General features: G+C 65.9%; 12 protein-coding genes. 4 read left to right on the top strand and 8 right to left on the bottom strand.

The genetic code is table 11. The features are described from left to right. The first annotated feature begins 570 nt into the window (after positions 1 to 570). Complete coding sequence (locus QW881_RS32295; protein WP_315759564.1) at positions 571 to 2,268, top strand: methyl-accepting chemotaxis protein; 1,698 nt, start codon at positions 571 to 573, stop codon at positions 2,266 to 2,268. Between the two features lie 23 nt (positions 2,269 to 2,291). Here QW881_RS32295 and QW881_RS32290 read toward each other — a convergent pair whose 3' ends face one another. From QW881_RS32290 to QW881_RS32270, 5 genes are all read right to left on the bottom strand, one after another. Continuing rightward, a complete protein-coding gene (locus QW881_RS32290) occupies positions 2,292 to 2,753 on the bottom strand; it encodes an NUDIX domain-containing protein (RefSeq protein WP_315759563.1) in 462 nt (153 codons plus the stop codon). A gap of 4 nt (positions 2,754 to 2,757) precedes the next feature. Further along, positions 2,758 to 3,999 (bottom strand): DUF763 domain-containing protein, encoded by a 1,242-nt coding sequence (locus tag QW881_RS32285; protein ID WP_315759562.1) that lies wholly within the window; start codon positions 3,997 to 3,999, stop codon positions 2,758 to 2,760. A gap of 87 nt (positions 4,000 to 4,086) precedes the next feature. Beyond that, positions 4,087 to 5,067 (bottom strand): homoserine O-succinyltransferase, encoded by a 981-nt coding sequence (locus tag QW881_RS32280; RefSeq protein ID WP_315759561.1) that lies wholly within the window; start codon positions 5,065 to 5,067, stop codon positions 4,087 to 4,089. A gap of 12 nt (positions 5,068 to 5,079) precedes the next feature. After that, entirely contained in the window at positions 5,080 to 6,384 is a 1,305-nt protein-coding gene (locus tag QW881_RS32275) for an O-acetylhomoserine aminocarboxypropyltransferase/cysteine synthase family protein (RefSeq protein ID WP_315759560.1), read from the bottom strand. A gap of 150 nt (positions 6,385 to 6,534) precedes the next feature. Beyond that, positions 6,535 to 7,494, bottom strand: a complete 960-nt coding sequence (locus QW881_RS32270) for an alpha/beta hydrolase (RefSeq protein WP_315759559.1) — start codon at positions 7,492 to 7,494, stop codon at positions 6,535 to 6,537. A 141-nt stretch (positions 7,495 to 7,635) separates the two neighbouring features. Between QW881_RS32270 and QW881_RS32265 the strand changes: the two genes are divergently transcribed. Beyond that, on the top strand, positions 7,636 to 8,523 hold the full coding sequence (locus tag QW881_RS32265) for a branched-chain amino acid aminotransferase (RefSeq protein WP_315759558.1): 888 nt from the start codon (positions 7,636 to 7,638) through the stop codon (positions 8,521 to 8,523). 1 nt (position 8,524) lies between these two features. Here the strand turns inward: QW881_RS32265 and QW881_RS32260 are convergent, their stop codons facing one another. The 3 genes from QW881_RS32260 to QW881_RS32250 are packed head-to-tail and all read right to left on the bottom strand — an operon-like array spanning position 8,525 to position 11,677. Further along, on the bottom strand, positions 8,525 to 9,406 hold the full coding sequence (locus tag QW881_RS32260) for an acyl-CoA acyltransferase (RefSeq protein ID WP_315759557.1): 882 nt from the start codon (positions 9,404 to 9,406) through the stop codon (positions 8,525 to 8,527). 39 nt (positions 9,407 to 9,445) lie between these two features. Then, positions 9,446 to 10,408, bottom strand: coding sequence for an amino acid--[acyl-carrier-protein] ligase (locus tag QW881_RS32255; protein ID WP_315759556.1), 963 nt, complete (start codon positions 10,406 to 10,408; stop codon positions 9,446 to 9,448). 42 nt (positions 10,409 to 10,450) lie between these two features. Continuing rightward, the gene (locus tag QW881_RS32250) at positions 10,451 to 11,677 is read right to left on the bottom strand and encodes an acyl-CoA dehydrogenase family protein (protein WP_315759555.1); all 1,227 of its coding nucleotides are present in this window, start codon (positions 11,675 to 11,677) and stop codon (positions 10,451 to 10,453) included. A gap of 342 nt (positions 11,678 to 12,019) precedes the next feature. Between QW881_RS32250 and QW881_RS32245 the strand changes: the two genes are divergently transcribed. Then, entirely contained in the window at positions 12,020 to 12,292 is a 273-nt protein-coding gene (locus tag QW881_RS32245) for a phosphopantetheine-binding protein (RefSeq protein WP_315717167.1), read from the top strand. 90 nt (positions 12,293 to 12,382) lie between these two features. Further along, the gene (locus tag QW881_RS32240) at positions 12,383 to 13,258 is read left to right on the top strand and encodes an S-methyl-5'-thioadenosine phosphorylase (RefSeq protein ID WP_315759554.1); all 876 of its coding nucleotides are present in this window, start codon (positions 12,383 to 12,385) and stop codon (positions 13,256 to 13,258) included. Positions 13,259 to 13,265 lie beyond the last annotated feature (7 nt).

Genomic DNA, 13,265 nt, shown 5'->3' with positions numbered 1-13,265 from the left:
CGCCAAAATTTCTGCTGTTCCGCACGCCCCGCAACTGGTGGGCGCCCCAATGATCCCAGCTTGCCCCGCGTTGACCGCTTCTTTCGAATGCCCATCGCAACCTCCTCATCGAGTGTTGCGACGACCAATTGAATCCACCGGCAGACCCGGCTGAACCTGTGGTTCCTGCCCCGTGCATTCCTTTCCGCACGGGGGCCGCAGGAATCAGCCGATGCCTGGTCTTCCCTGCGCCCTCGATGACGTGAGGGCTTCGCTGCACAAAGCTCGGGCGCCTGACGCGTCGCGACAACGCAACTCCGTGGGACTCGACACCCAATCGGGTGGAACTGGTGAGAACCGGCCCTTCGAGATACCTCTAATTATCTAATTATCTAATTATCTAATTATCGCATGTTAATTCGAGCGATCGTCGCGTAATGTCGCGCAAGTTGTTCTCTGGCATAAGTTCGCGCGAACGGACGTTTTAAGTCCAAAGACTAATTAGTTCGCCGGCGTTCGGACGGCACGGATAGCAAACCATTAATGTAGGGTTGGTATCGTGCATACAGTCCACGCAACGAGAACCAGAAAATGCGACACCTGACTGTCTATCAGCGTCTCGCGGCGATCATCGCCGTGATGTCGATCGCACTGTTCGCCGTCTCCGCCATGCAGATCCTGATGCTGCGCGGAACCGTTCTCGAGGAGCGGCAGACCATGGTCCGCAACCTCGTCGAGTCCGCGGTCAAGGTGCTGAGCTATTATGACGCCGCGGCGACCGCCGGCAAGATGGCGCCGGAGCAGGCGCGGCAGCAGGCCTACGCCGCGATCGGCGCAATGCGCTGGGGCCAGTACAACGACTATCTCGGCGTCTACGGAACCGGATCGTCGGATGCGGGCGTGACCTATGTCCATGCCAACCCGAAATACATCAACGTCAACCGCTGGGACTTCAAGGATTCCACCGGCAAGCTTCTGATCCAGGACATCGTGCGCACGGCGCGCGCCGGCGGCGGCTTCGTCGAGTACAAGGTGCCGCGCGCCGGGGGGACGACCGAGCTGCCGAAGATGTCCTACGTCGGCGCCTATGGCAGCGGCGACAAGATGCTGGCGATCCAGGCCGGCGTGTATGTCGACGACATCGACGCAGTCGTCTATCAGCGTGCGATGTGGGCCGGCTTCGGCGCGCTTGCCGGTCTGCTGGTCGCCGCGGTCGTCGCCTTCTGGCTCGGACGCAGCGTCGTCGTTCCGCTCGACCGCACCTGCGTCGTGATGGACGAGCTGACCAAGGGCAATCTGGGCCTCGAGGTGCCGTTCACCGATCGCAGGAACGAGATCGGCCGCATGGCGCGCAGCCTGCAGATCTTCAAGGACCATCTCGCCGAGAGCGAGCGCCTCCGGGCCGAGCAGGAGCAGTCCAAGCAGCAGGCCGCCGAGGAGCGCCGCACGGTGCTGGTGCGGATCGCCGACGAGTTCGAGCGCTCGATCGGCGGCGTGATCCAGACCACCGCGACCGCCGCCGGCGAGCTGCAGACCTCCGCGCAATCGATGTCGAGCATCGTCTCCGGCACGACGGACCAGAGCGCAAAGGTGGCCGCGGCCGCCGAGCAGACCGCCAAGAACGTGCAGACGGTGTCGGCCTCCGCCGAGCAGTTGTCGTCATCGATCCAGGAGATCGCCAAGCAGGTCACGCAGTCGTCGTCGATCGCCCAGAATGCGGTCGGGCAGGCGACGCGGACGGAGGCGATGGTCGACAGGCTGGTCCACGCGTCGCAGAAGATCGGCGAGGTGATGGCGCTGATCCAGACCATCGCGGGGCAGACAAACCTGCTGGCGCTGAACGCCACCATCGAATCGGCGCGTGCCGGCGAGGCCGGCAAGGGCTTCGCGGTCGTCGCCAACGAGGTCAAGGCGCTGTCGGCGCAGACCGCCAAGGCGACCGAGGAGATCACCAGCCAGATCGAAGCCATCCGCGACGCCACCGGCTCGACGGTCAACGCAATCCGCGAGATCGGCGCGACCATCGGGCAGATGAACGAGATCACCGACGCGATCGCAGCCGCGGTCGAGGAGCAGGGCGCTGCGACCAAGGAAATCGCCCGCAGCGTGCAGCAGGCGGCGCAGGGCACGCAGGGGGTCATGCAGCACATTGTCGGCGTGCGCGAGGCGTCCGGCCAGGTCGGCGCCGCGGCGGCACAGGTGTTGAGTGCGGCCTCGCAGCTCGGCAGCCAGTCGGATCAGCTCAAGACCCAGACCGGGCGATTCCTCGGCAACGTCCGCGCGGCGTGATGTCGGCGGCGGATGGTGACAGCTCACCCTCCGCCGATCTCCACGAGACGGTCGAGCAGCGCGGCCTGCGCCGGATTGATCCGGACCCTCGCCTCGGCGAGGTCGAACCAGGCGGCGCGGTCCACCTCGGGAAAGCGCTGGATACGGCCGCTGCGCGGCGGCCATTCGAGCTCGAACGCGTTGCTGGTGATGCTGCCGGCATCGAGGTCGGTCTCGGCGGCGAACGCCTCGACCACCTTGCCGCCGCGCTGCTTGATCTCGCCGAGCGGCAGCAGCGACGCCGTCAGCGTCGTGCCGAGCTCCTCGGCGAATTCGCGCCGTGCCACCGCCTCGGCCGCCTCGCCGGCGCCGAACTCGCCCTTCGGGATCGACCAGGCGCCGAGATCCTTGTTGCGCCAGAACGGTCCGCCGGGATGTACTAGGAGCACTTCCAATCCGTTGGAGGTCCTGCGAAAGGCGAGCACGCCCGCGCTGCGTGCCGGCATCGCCTCATGCCTCGCCGGTGCGCTGGATGAGGTCGCGCTCCCAGCCGAACACCGAACGGCCGTCGAGCTCTGGCGAGGCGGCGCGCTCGGTCGCGATGTAGGCATCGAGCGAGGGGCCGGTCGCGATGCGCTCCAGCCGGCGGGCCTGGTCGTCGAGCCGCTTCAGCGCCGACAGCGCCTCGTCGCGGCCGAGCTTGGCGTTGCCGACGGCCGATTTGAGCACGCGGATGGTCTCGTCATAGACCTTGATCGGCACCGGATAGGGATGCCGGTCCTTGCCGCCATGCGCCAGCGAGAACCGTGCCGGGTCGCTGAATCGATACGGCGCGCCATGCACGACCTCGGCGACCATGGCGAGCGAGCGCACGGTGCGGGCGCCGACGCCCGGCGTCAGCAGCAGGTCGGGGAAGTCGACCGGGCCGCGCTCGGCGGCCGCCGCGAGCGTGCCGTGCAGCCGGCGGGCGAACACGTCCTTCGGCCTGACGTCGTGATGCGCGGGCATGACAAGATGCGGCAGCAGGCCCTGGGCGGGCTCCGGCGTGCTCAGCCGTTCGAACTCCGTGACGACGCGGTCGGGGCCGAGCTCGGTGAGCAGCTCGAGCTGGGCGTGGCGCGACGGCGCGGCGCGCTTGTCGGTGAGGTTGACGATCTCGCCCTGGACGGGACCATCGATGGCGCTGTGCGGCGCGTCGACGAAGCTCGCAAGCTGCTGCGAATGCCAATGGTAGCGCCGGGCCTGGCGGGCGTCGCCATTCATGCCCTGCTGCACCACGGTCCACTTGCCGTCGGCGGTGACGAAGAAGCCGTGCAGATAGAGGTCGAAGCCGTCCTGCACCGCGGCGCTGTCGACCTTGGCGACGAGCTTGCTGGTCCGCACCAGCTCCTCGCCGTCGAGGCCGAGCCGGTCGCCGAGCAGGCGCAACTCGTCGGGCGTCTTGCGCGAGTGCTCGCCGCGGCCGCCGCAGACGTAGATGCCGAGCTCGCCGGACAGCGGCTTCAGCCCGCGCTTCAGCGCGCCGATCACGCTCGTGGTAATGCCGGAGGAATGCCAGTCCATGCCCATGACGGCGCCGAACGACTGGAACCAGAACGGATGCGACATCCGCGCCAGGAATTCGTCGCGGCCGTAATGATGCACGATCGCCTGGGTGATGATGGCGCCGAGCGAGGCCATGCGCGCGCCGAGCCAAGCCGGGACGCGTCCGGAATGGAGCGGAAGATCGGCGCTGCCGGTGCGTCGGGCCATCGGAACCTTGCAGAGGAGGTGTGTCACGCCAATCTAACAGATGGCGCGCCGATGTGCGATCGCTCCGATGGGAGGCGGGCTGTGGCGCTATCCGGCCTGCCCGAGATGGCCGATCCAGTTCCTGAACAGCGTTTGCGCGGCGCTTTCGGCGGCGAGATCAGGCCGCAGCGTCAATCCGGGGAGCTCGGCCGCCAGCGTCGGCTCGCGCCTTTCCTTGGCCCGCCACTCGAACGCGTTGAGCACCGCCTCGGTCTCGGCGCTGAAATAGGATTTCGGCAGCCGCGGATAGTCGTCGCGCTGCCCGGCGAGAAACCGCGCGATGTCGCGCATGTATTCGCGCTGCAGGGAGAGCGCGTCATATTCGGGATGGCCCTGAAAGAACACGAACCGGCTCGGCATCGAGCGCGCGAAGATGTCGACGCCGACTTCGTCCGAGCGGGTCAGGATGTCGTAGCCGCGCTCCGCCAGCAGCGGCTCGTTGACGGCGTTGAGGCGGGAGTGCGGCACCTGAAGCGGCAAATGGATGCCGTGCGTGAGCCAGTCGTCCTGGACCTTCACGCAGTCGAAGATGCCGGAGCATTTGCTCGCAAGCCGCTGCCGCTCGATGTCGTCCAGGTGCAGCACGGCCGCGTGGGCCGCGAGACACGACCAGATGGTCGAGCGCGTGTTGGTTCTGGCCCAGTCGATCACGGAGGTGAGGTCCGACCAATAGGGCTCGTCGCGCAAGGCCGCGGCGACAGGCTCGGCGCCGGTCACGATCAGGCCGTCGATGCCGAGCCGATCGAGCGACCCGATGTCCGCGTAGGACTGGGCGACGTGGCTCCTGGCCGCTTGCGAGCGCAAGATGGAGGGCAGCGAGAAGCAGTGCAGGCGGATGCGGACGTGCTGCGGCGCGCATTGCTGCAGCAGGCGGGCGATCTGGAGATCGGTCGCCTTCAGGGCGCTGTCCGGCATGTTGTTGACGAGGCCGATCGAAAGCTCGATCGGGCGCCCTCCGCGGTCGTCGAACTCGGCGGGCGCGAGGGCAGGGCTCGCGATCCTGCGATGTCGGTCGAACAGCAGGGTCATCGGCTGATCGCTCTACTCCGCCGCATCCAGCTGACGCGTGCGAGGGCAGGCCTGGGCGAGTGCCTGGTCGAGATCCTCGATGATGTCGCTGACATGCTCGATGCCGATCGACAGCCGGATCGTCTCGGGGAGGACGCCCGCCTTGCGCTGGTCGTCCGGCGGCATCTGCCGATGCGTGGTCGATGCGGGATGGCAGGCCAGCGACTTCGCATCGCCGATATTGACCAGCCGCGTGACGAGCTTCAGGGCGTCATAGAACGCCTTGCCCGCTTCCATGCCGCCCTTGATCCCGAATGTGAACAGCGACGACGCCCGGCCGTCGAGATATCTCTGGACCAGGGGGTAATAGCGGCTGTCGGAGAAACCGGCGTAGTTGACCCACGCCACGCGCGGATCGTTGCGGAGGAATTCGGCGACCTTGCGCGCATTCTCGACGTGGCGCTCCATGCGCAGCGCGACCGTCTCGATGCCCTGCAGCAGCAGGAAGGCATTGAACGGCGACAGCACCGCGCCCATGGTCCGCTGATAGACGCTGCGCGCACGCTGGATGTAGGCGCTGCGGCCGAAATGATCGGTGTAGATCATCCCGTGATAGGACGCGTCGGGCTGGGTGAAGGCGGGAAAACGGTCGGCATGGTCCTTCCAGGGGAAGTTGCCGCTGTCGACCAGCATGCCGCCCAGCGTCGTGCCGTGACCGCCGAGAAACTTGGTCAGCGAATGCACCGCGATGTCGGCGCCGTAATCGAACGGCCGCAGCAGGATCGGTGTTGCGACGGTGTTGTCGACGATCAGCGGCACGCCGTTGCGATGCGCGACCTTCGCCAGCGCCTCGATGTCGCAGACATTGCCGGCGGGATTGCCGATCGTCTCGGCGAACACGGCCTTGGTGTTTTCGTCGATGAGACGTTCGATGGCATCGGGCGCATCGCTTTCGGCAAAGCGCCCAGTGATGCCCTGGCGCGGCAGGATGTGCCCGAGCAGCGTGTGCGTGGTGCCATAGAGCTGCGGCACCGAGACGATGTTGCCGCCGCTGTCGGCCAGATTGACGAATGCGAAGTGAAGCGCGGCCTGCCCGGTGCCGACGGCGAGCGCGCCGACGCCGCCCTCAAGCTCGGTGACGCGCTTCTCGAGCACCGCCGTGGTCGGATTGGAGATACGGCTGTAGCGGTAGCCCTCGGCTTCGAGATTGAACAACGCGGCGCCGTGATCGGCGCTGTCGAAGGCGTAGGCGGCGGTCTGATAGATCGGAACCGCCACGGCCTTGGTGGTCGCCTCCGGTTCATAGCCGGCGTGGATTGCAATCGTCTCATTGCGCATCGGCGATCTCCACTCCCGCATCCGTCCACAATGCAGGTTGCACGTATTCCGCGAGGGGTGTCGTTGTAGGAGCGCAGGCGTAAAGCGGGCAATAATTCGCGACAAGAACGACGAAATAACCCTAACGATGTGTGGCCGGTAAGCTTCGAATTAGCGTGCGGTTGGGACCGGGAGGAGGGACCGAATTTGCTGTCCGACCAGATCCAGTGCTGCTTTGGCCTGCGGCAGGATCGCACCGAGCGCGTGAAAATTGTGGACCATGCCGTTGTGACAGACATGCGCGACCGTGACACCAGCTTCCGCGAGCCGTGCCGCATAGGCATTGCCCTCGTCACGCATCGGGTCGAATTCCGCGGTGTGGATCACGGCGGGGGGAAGCCCAGCCAGCGTCTCACGGCACAACGGCGATATCAGTGGATTGGCGACATCGACCTCGCCAACCAGATAGTCGGCGAGGTCGGCCTGCCAGGTCGCCCTGTCGATCAGGTGGCCGGTCCCGAACAGCTCGCGCGACGGCCAGAAATTGGAGAAATCGAGCACCGGACAGATCAGGCACTGCAGCGCGATCCTAAGATCGGTGCTGCCGACGGCCTGCTGGCAAACGGCGGCGGCGAGCGTGGCGCCCGCGGAATCGCCGCCGATCACAATCCGACCGCCGTCGATGCCGAGCGCGGCCGCGCGATCGATGGCGAAGTGAACCGCCGCGATCGCATCCTCGATCGCTGCGGGGAACTTGTGCTCAGGCGCGAGGCGGTAGTCGATTGAGAGCAGCCGGCAGCCGGAGGCGACGGCAAGCGCGGCGGCGACCTTGTCGTGCGTGTCGATGCTGCCTGCCACGAGACCGCCGCCGTGAAAGTAGACGAAGCCGGGGAGGGGCGCCCCAGTATCATCCGGGCCTGCTGCAGGCGTATACAGGCGATAACGAAGCAGCCCGGAGGGCCCGGAGAAATTGGCGTCCCGCGTGATGACGGCACCGCAGTCGTTGCGCGCGAATTGCATCAGCTTGGCGAGCGACTGCCGCCGCTGCGCGGGGCCCGGACGCTCCTGGCTTTCCGGCACAGCGGCAGCCACCATCGAAAGCAGGCGCTGGGCGCGAGGGTCGAGCGGCATGACAGCTCCAATTAACCAAGGCATCGGGCATTGTGCCCATCAGCAGTGAATCGATCGTGAGCAGCAGGTCGCGACGGGGAAATCCTTAAAATGTTCACGCCAGAAGTGCAGACACGATCGATGCCGAACGGGAGCGCCGCCATGACCCACATCGTCAAGCCTGTCAGCTACTCGCAGACCTGGACCTTCTTCGACGGCGAATGGCGCGAGGGCAATGCGCCGATCATGGGCGTCCGGACCCACGCGACATGGCTCGCGTCGACCGTGTTCGACGGGGCACGCGCATTCGAAGGCGTGACGCCCGATCTCGATCGGCACTGCGCGCGGGTGAATCAGTCCGCGATCAATTTCCGGCTCAAACCCGTGGTGGACGTCGAGACCTGGATGGGGCTGGCGCGGGAGGGCGTCACGCGCTTCGCAGCAAGAGCCGAACTCTACATCCGCCCGATGTACTGGGCGCAGCACGGCGCCGGCGGTGGTGTCCTGTTCGATCCCGAGACCACCAATTGGTGCCTGTGCATCTATGAAGCGCCGATGCCGCAGCCGACGGGCAACGCCATCACGCTGTCGCCGTTCCGGCGGCCGACGGCCGAATGCGCGCCGGTCGATGCCAAGGCGGCCTGCCTCTATCCGAACAATTCGCGCGCGCTGATCGAGGCGGCCTCGCGCGGTTTCAACAACTGCCTGATGCTCGATCTGCTCGGCAACGTCGCCGAGTTCGGCAATGCCAACGTGTTCATGGTCAAGGACGGCGTGGTGTTCACGCCGGTGCCGAACGGCACGTTTCTCAACGGGATCACCCGCCAGCGCGTAGCCGAGCTGCTGCGAGCCGACGGCGTCAGCGTGGTCGAGACCACGCTGCGCTATGCGGACTTCCTGGCCGCCGACGAGATCTTCTCGTCGGGCAATTTCGCCAAGGTCGCACCGGTCATTCGCATCGACGACCGGGCCCTGCCGATCGGTCCGGTGTTCAGCCGTGCGCGCAGGCTGTATTGGGACTATGCGCATGAGGTCAGGGCAACCGCCTGAGCTAGGGGCCGTACAGCGGCAGCTCGGTGTCGCTGAGATTGCCGAGGCGCGGCGGCCGCGGTCCCTTGATGTACTTCCGGCCGCGCCGCTCGGTGTAGATGCCGACGAGACCGTCAATCGGCCCGTTAGCGTCGATGATGACAGAAACGGCGGCGCGACGCAGCAGCAGGCGGCCGACGGCACCGGCGCAGGAAACGTAGTCGGAGATGCTGCGGCAGTAGATCAGCTGCATCGCAGGCAATGCGAAGCGTCCCTGCCGGATGCGGACCTTCTGCAGCACCAGCGGGACGGGGCCCGCCGTCGATCGCACCACCACGCTGAGGCAGCCATAGCGCGCGTGGCGCATCAGCAATTCGGCCTCATCCGACGGAACGCCATCCACGGTGCGGGCGTCTGCCCTGACCTTCTCAACCGGCGAACTGAGGCCAGCCAGCGACAGCGCGGGCATCGAAAAGAACAGGCCGCTGCAATAGGCGCGAAATCCTTGCGCCTCAATGATCGGCCAGGTCTGCCTTGCGGCGCTGATATTGACGTAAGTGACCTCCGGCCGACGCTGCGCGATTCTCGTCAGCATCGTCGCGTAGTTGCGAAAGGCAGGCTCGACATACCAGCTCGACAGATTGCACCAGATCTGCGGCTCCGCAGGCGTGCCGCGATCGCTGTAGATGACGAGCAGGACGCCGACCGCATTGCCGCCCTGCTCGAGCAGATAGCCGTAGCGTGGATAGCCCTCGGGCGTCGGGCGCGCGGCCTGCCGCTGCAGGCCGCTCGACCAATAGCCGCGGGGGCGCCGTGGGAAGCCGCGCGCCAAGAGATCGGCGACCGCGTCCAGATCGGAGGCTCCGATCTCGCGGCACCGGATCGGTGGCTGGAGCGCGCTCATGAGATGTTCTGCCGATCCCTCACCGGCGGCTTGGTGGCGTCAGCCGACGGAGCTTGCCTGGCGCTCGAACTGCAGCGCTTCCCGCACGCGCGACGGCCAGCGCGTCGGATCGATGCCGTGGGTGTGGAACAGCGCGACTGCGAGGCGGTCCATGCCGAAGGCCACGCAACCGGTGTGCGCCGGCGCACCGTCGGCATCGTCGATGCCCCAGGTGGAGCCGAAATGCTCGCGATGATAGTTGAAGCTCATGCAGGCGGTCGGCTGCTCCTCCGAGCGCAACGGCACCAGCAGCTCGAATTTTAGCGCCTGCTGCTTCTGGCTGACCGCCTTCATCTGGCCGACGCGGCCGAAGAACGGGTCGCTGGCGTGATCGACGCGGAACGACAGGCCGAGATCGCGCGCAATCGCCTGTGCCTTTACCATCCAGCGGTCGCGGAATGCCGAGACGTCGGCGGGCGTGCCGATACAGACATATTCGCGCATCCGGAACGACTGCAGGCGGTCGAGATGACGCGACGGCTCGCGGCGGAAGCAATCGGCCGCGACGTCGAAGCGCAGGCCGCCGACCGGCAGCGCGCCGCGGCTCGCCGCGATCGGATAGACCGGATAGCAGGCCGCGGGCGACAGCACGAGGTCGGCTGGTGACAATGAGGTGGTCCAGTCGCCGCCCTTGTCGAACCGTGCCACGGCTTCATGGATGTCCCGCTCGGTGCCGTGCAGGCCGCAGACGCAGCCGAGCAGGTTGGGGAAACTCTTGAGATAGCCCGACTTTTCGAGCTGGGCGCGGCTCATGACCGGCGGAAAGCGCATGACCTCCGTGCCGGGCTCGCGATGCCGCGTGATGAGCGTCGCGAGCCGCTCCACCACGCCTTCATACAGCGCGGTCCGCGCATAGACGCCATCCGCGCCCATGCGATGGAACAGCGCGCCGGTCAGATGATCGAGCGCGTCGGCCGGCTGGGGTGCAATCTCGGGCGACTGCGGGAGAACGGGAATCGTCATTGTGCAAATCCTGGGTGGAGGCAATGGCTGCAATCGGCGCGATCATTCATGGAGCGAAGTCGGTACCGTGCTCATCAAGTTGGCCGTGGCAATGTTTGCGAGAATACGGTCGTTGTTGATCATGATCGGCGCCGACAGAACGTCGCGCAGGTGGCGGCCGATCGAGAACTCGCCGTCGTTGCGATAGCCCGAGAGACCGCAGGCGCGCATGGCATGCATCACGGTCTCGACGGCAAGTTCAGAGGCCTGAACCTTCAACAGCGTGATGGAGGATTGGAAGTCGAGCGAGCCCAGCGCCCGCTCGTCATACTCATGGGCGACGAAGGCATCCATGTTGGTGACGATCATTGCGCGCAGCCGGGCCAGCGCCATCTTCGCCGCGGTGTAGTGCGCAGCCGCCGGCGGCATCTGTCCGCCGGCGCCGCGTGCGGCCTTGCGCAGGAAGCGCTGAGCGCGCTCCACGGCAGCCGCAGCGATGCCGGCCCAGGCCGACGACCAGCACAGATGTGCGAACGGCGTCATCGTCTGGCCGTGGATACGCTCATAGGGCTCGGTGAACATTCGGTCGGAGGGACAGCTCACCTCGAGCGCGAATCCTGTTGAGCAGGTGCCGCGCATGCCCAGCGTTTCCCAGCCAAGGGTGCGCGAGATCGTGTAGTCGTCCCTGGTCAGCGCCAGCAGCACCTGATCGGAGGCGGCGGCGCCGTCGGCGCGCCGGGCAATCGTGACGAGGCCATCGGCTTCCGCGCCATAGGAGATGACCGTGGCGTCGCGCCTCAGCGAGATGCGGCCATTCTCGTGGCCGACGGCCGCAGCGCTTGCGCGGATGTTGCCGCCGTTCTGTCCCTCGGTGGTGGACGAGGCCATCAGCAGCTGCTCGGATGCGATACGGCGCATCAGGGATTCCATGTAGGCGCTGCCGCGGCCGTGACGCACCAGGCAGGCGACCTTGGTCTGGTGCATGGCGAAGATCATGGCGCTGGAGGCGCAGGCGCGGCCGAGCGCATAGCAGGCATCGGCAATGTCGTGAATCGAGGCACCGAAGCCACCGAACTCGACCGGAATCTGCATCCCGAGCAGCTTGTGCTCGCGCGACGCATCGATTGCGGCCTTCGGGAAGCGGCCGTCACGGTCGACCTCGTCGGCTTCCGCGGCGGCCTGCGCGGCAACAGCGGCGGTCCGCTGCAGGAACAAGTCGCTGCGATCGAGCAGGAGGCTCTCGCCATCGTCGGGGATCGGGTTTCGAAGCGCGGTTCCCTGGAGAGTCATGACCGATCGATACTCCGGATTGTGTCTCGTTGAGAGATCGGCACGTGCGTCCTCGCAAGATCAGGACAGATGCACTGCGCCTTCTTTGGGCTGCACGCAGGGTATGGATTTGATTCAAATACGTCGACGAAATTCAGGGTAAACGCCGCGCCATCGACGGGTGGGGGTTAATTCCTGGTTGTTTTGGTCCGAGAATTCTGGACCAAGCCGTTAGCGTTAAGACGAGTTCAGACTTGGAACGGGATGCGGCGTAACTCTTTCGACGCCGAATTGCATTATCTCCCTGCGCGAGCGTCGATCAGATCCGACGTGCCCGAACAAGCCGCGAGTGAAGAGGTCCCCATGCCGAGTTTCGATGTCGATGTCAGTCACAGGATCGTGGCGCTCGTGCGCGATATCCTCGCGCAGAACGCCACGGCCGCCGACGTGACGGCGGATGCAAAGCTCGTCGACATCGGGCTGACGTCCATGGACATGGTCAACCTGATGCTGGCGCTTGAGGCGGAGTTCGATTTCACCATTCCGCAGGAGCTGATCACGCCGGAGAACTTCCAGTCTGTCGCCACGCTGGAGCGTCTGGTGAGCGGTCAGCTGGCGGCAGCCAAGGCTGCCTGATCCAGTTGCCACGCCCCACGGATCACCGCGTCGCTGTTTTCAATTCGTCGCAAAGCTGGCATTCTCGTCTCCGTTGGAGATGGGGACGTCATGACGAAGGCTGTGCTTGGCATTATCGGCGGCTCGGGCATCTATGATCTGCCGGGACTGGAAGATGCTCGCGAAGAGGTGATCGCGAGTCCCTGGGGTGAGCCGTCGGCGCCGGTACGCCGGGGAACGATCGCGGGCCTGCCGATCGTGTTCCTGCCGCGCCATGACAAGGGACACCGACTGTCCCCCTCCGACATCAATTACCGCTCCAACATCGACGTGTTGAAGCGCGCTGGTGTCACCGACCTGGTGTCGCTGTCGGCCTGCGGCTCGTTCAAGGAAGAGCTCCCGCCGGGCACCTTCGTGCTGGTCGATCAGTTCGTCGATCGCACCTACAAGCGCGAGAGCTCGTTTTTCGGCAAGGGGTGCGTCGCCCACGTGTCGATGGCGCATCCGGTTTCGCCGCGGTTGCGCATTCATCTGGCGGGGGCGGCCGAGGCGGAAGGCATCGCGATCGCGCGCGGCGGCACCTATGTCTGCATGGAGGGGCCGCAATTCTCGACCTATGCCGAGAGCATGACCTACAAGGCGTCAGGCTATTCGGTGATCGGCATGACCAACATGCCGGAGGCGAAGCTCGCCCGCGAGGCCGAGATCTGCTACGCGACGGTCGCAATGGTGACCGACTTCGACTGCTGGCATCCGGATCATGACGCCGTTACCGTGCAGGACATCATTCGGGTGCTCACCACCAACGCCGACAAGGCCAAATCACTGGTCGCGCGGCTCGCCCGCGAGTTTCCGCGCGAGCACGAACCGTGCCCGATCGGCTCCGACCGTGCGCTCGACACAGCCTTGATCACTGCGCCGGAGGCGCGCGATCCCGAGCTTCTGAAGAAGCTCGATGCGGTCGCAGGCCGTATCTTGCACGGCTGAGGGGGAT

It is taken from the genome of Bradyrhizobium sp. SZCCHNS3016, from assembly GCF_032484535.1.
Taxonomy (GTDB): domain Bacteria; phylum Pseudomonadota; class Alphaproteobacteria; order Rhizobiales; family Xanthobacteraceae; genus Bradyrhizobium.
The sequence above is the reverse complement of the archived record's forward strand: the minus strand, read 5'-3'. Positions and strand labels throughout refer to the sequence as shown.

Bases quoted from the DNA above. Each gene is read 5' to 3' on its own strand.
- QW881_RS32245 (WP_315717167.1), top strand. From the start codon at position 12,020: ATGCCGAGTTTCGATGTCGATGTCAGTCACAGGATCGTGGCGCTCGTG.
- QW881_RS32270 (WP_315759559.1), bottom strand. From the start codon at position 7,494: ATGCCGCTCGACCCTCGCGCCCAGCGCCTGCTTTCGATGGTGGCTGCC.
- QW881_RS32265 (WP_315759558.1), top strand. From the start codon at position 7,636: ATGACCCACATCGTCAAGCCTGTCAGCTACTCGCAGACCTGGACCTTC.
- QW881_RS32275 (WP_315759560.1), bottom strand. From the start codon at position 6,384: ATGCGCAATGAGACGATTGCAATCCACGCCGGCTATGAACCGGAGGCG.
- QW881_RS32260 (WP_315759557.1), bottom strand. From the start codon at position 9,406: ATGAGCGCGCTCCAGCCACCGATCCGGTGCCGCGAGATCGGAGCCTCC.
- QW881_RS32290 (WP_315759563.1), bottom strand. From the start codon at position 2,753: ATGCCGGCACGCAGCGCGGGCGTGCTCGCCTTTCGCAGGACCTCCAAC.
- QW881_RS32280 (WP_315759561.1), bottom strand. From the start codon at position 5,067: ATGACCCTGCTGTTCGACCGACATCGCAGGATCGCGAGCCCTGCCCTC.
- QW881_RS32295 (WP_315759564.1), top strand. From the start codon at position 571: ATGCGACACCTGACTGTCTATCAGCGTCTCGCGGCGATCATCGCCGTG.
- QW881_RS32285 (WP_315759562.1), bottom strand. From the start codon at position 3,999: ATGGCCCGACGCACCGGCAGCGCCGATCTTCCGCTCCATTCCGGACGC.
- QW881_RS32255 (WP_315759556.1), bottom strand. From the start codon at position 10,408: ATGACGATTCCCGTTCTCCCGCAGTCGCCCGAGATTGCACCCCAGCCG.
- QW881_RS32250 (WP_315759555.1), bottom strand. From the start codon at position 11,677: ATGACTCTCCAGGGAACCGCGCTTCGAAACCCGATCCCCGACGATGGC.
- QW881_RS32240 (WP_315759554.1), top strand. From the start codon at position 12,383: ATGACGAAGGCTGTGCTTGGCATTATCGGCGGCTCGGGCATCTATGAT.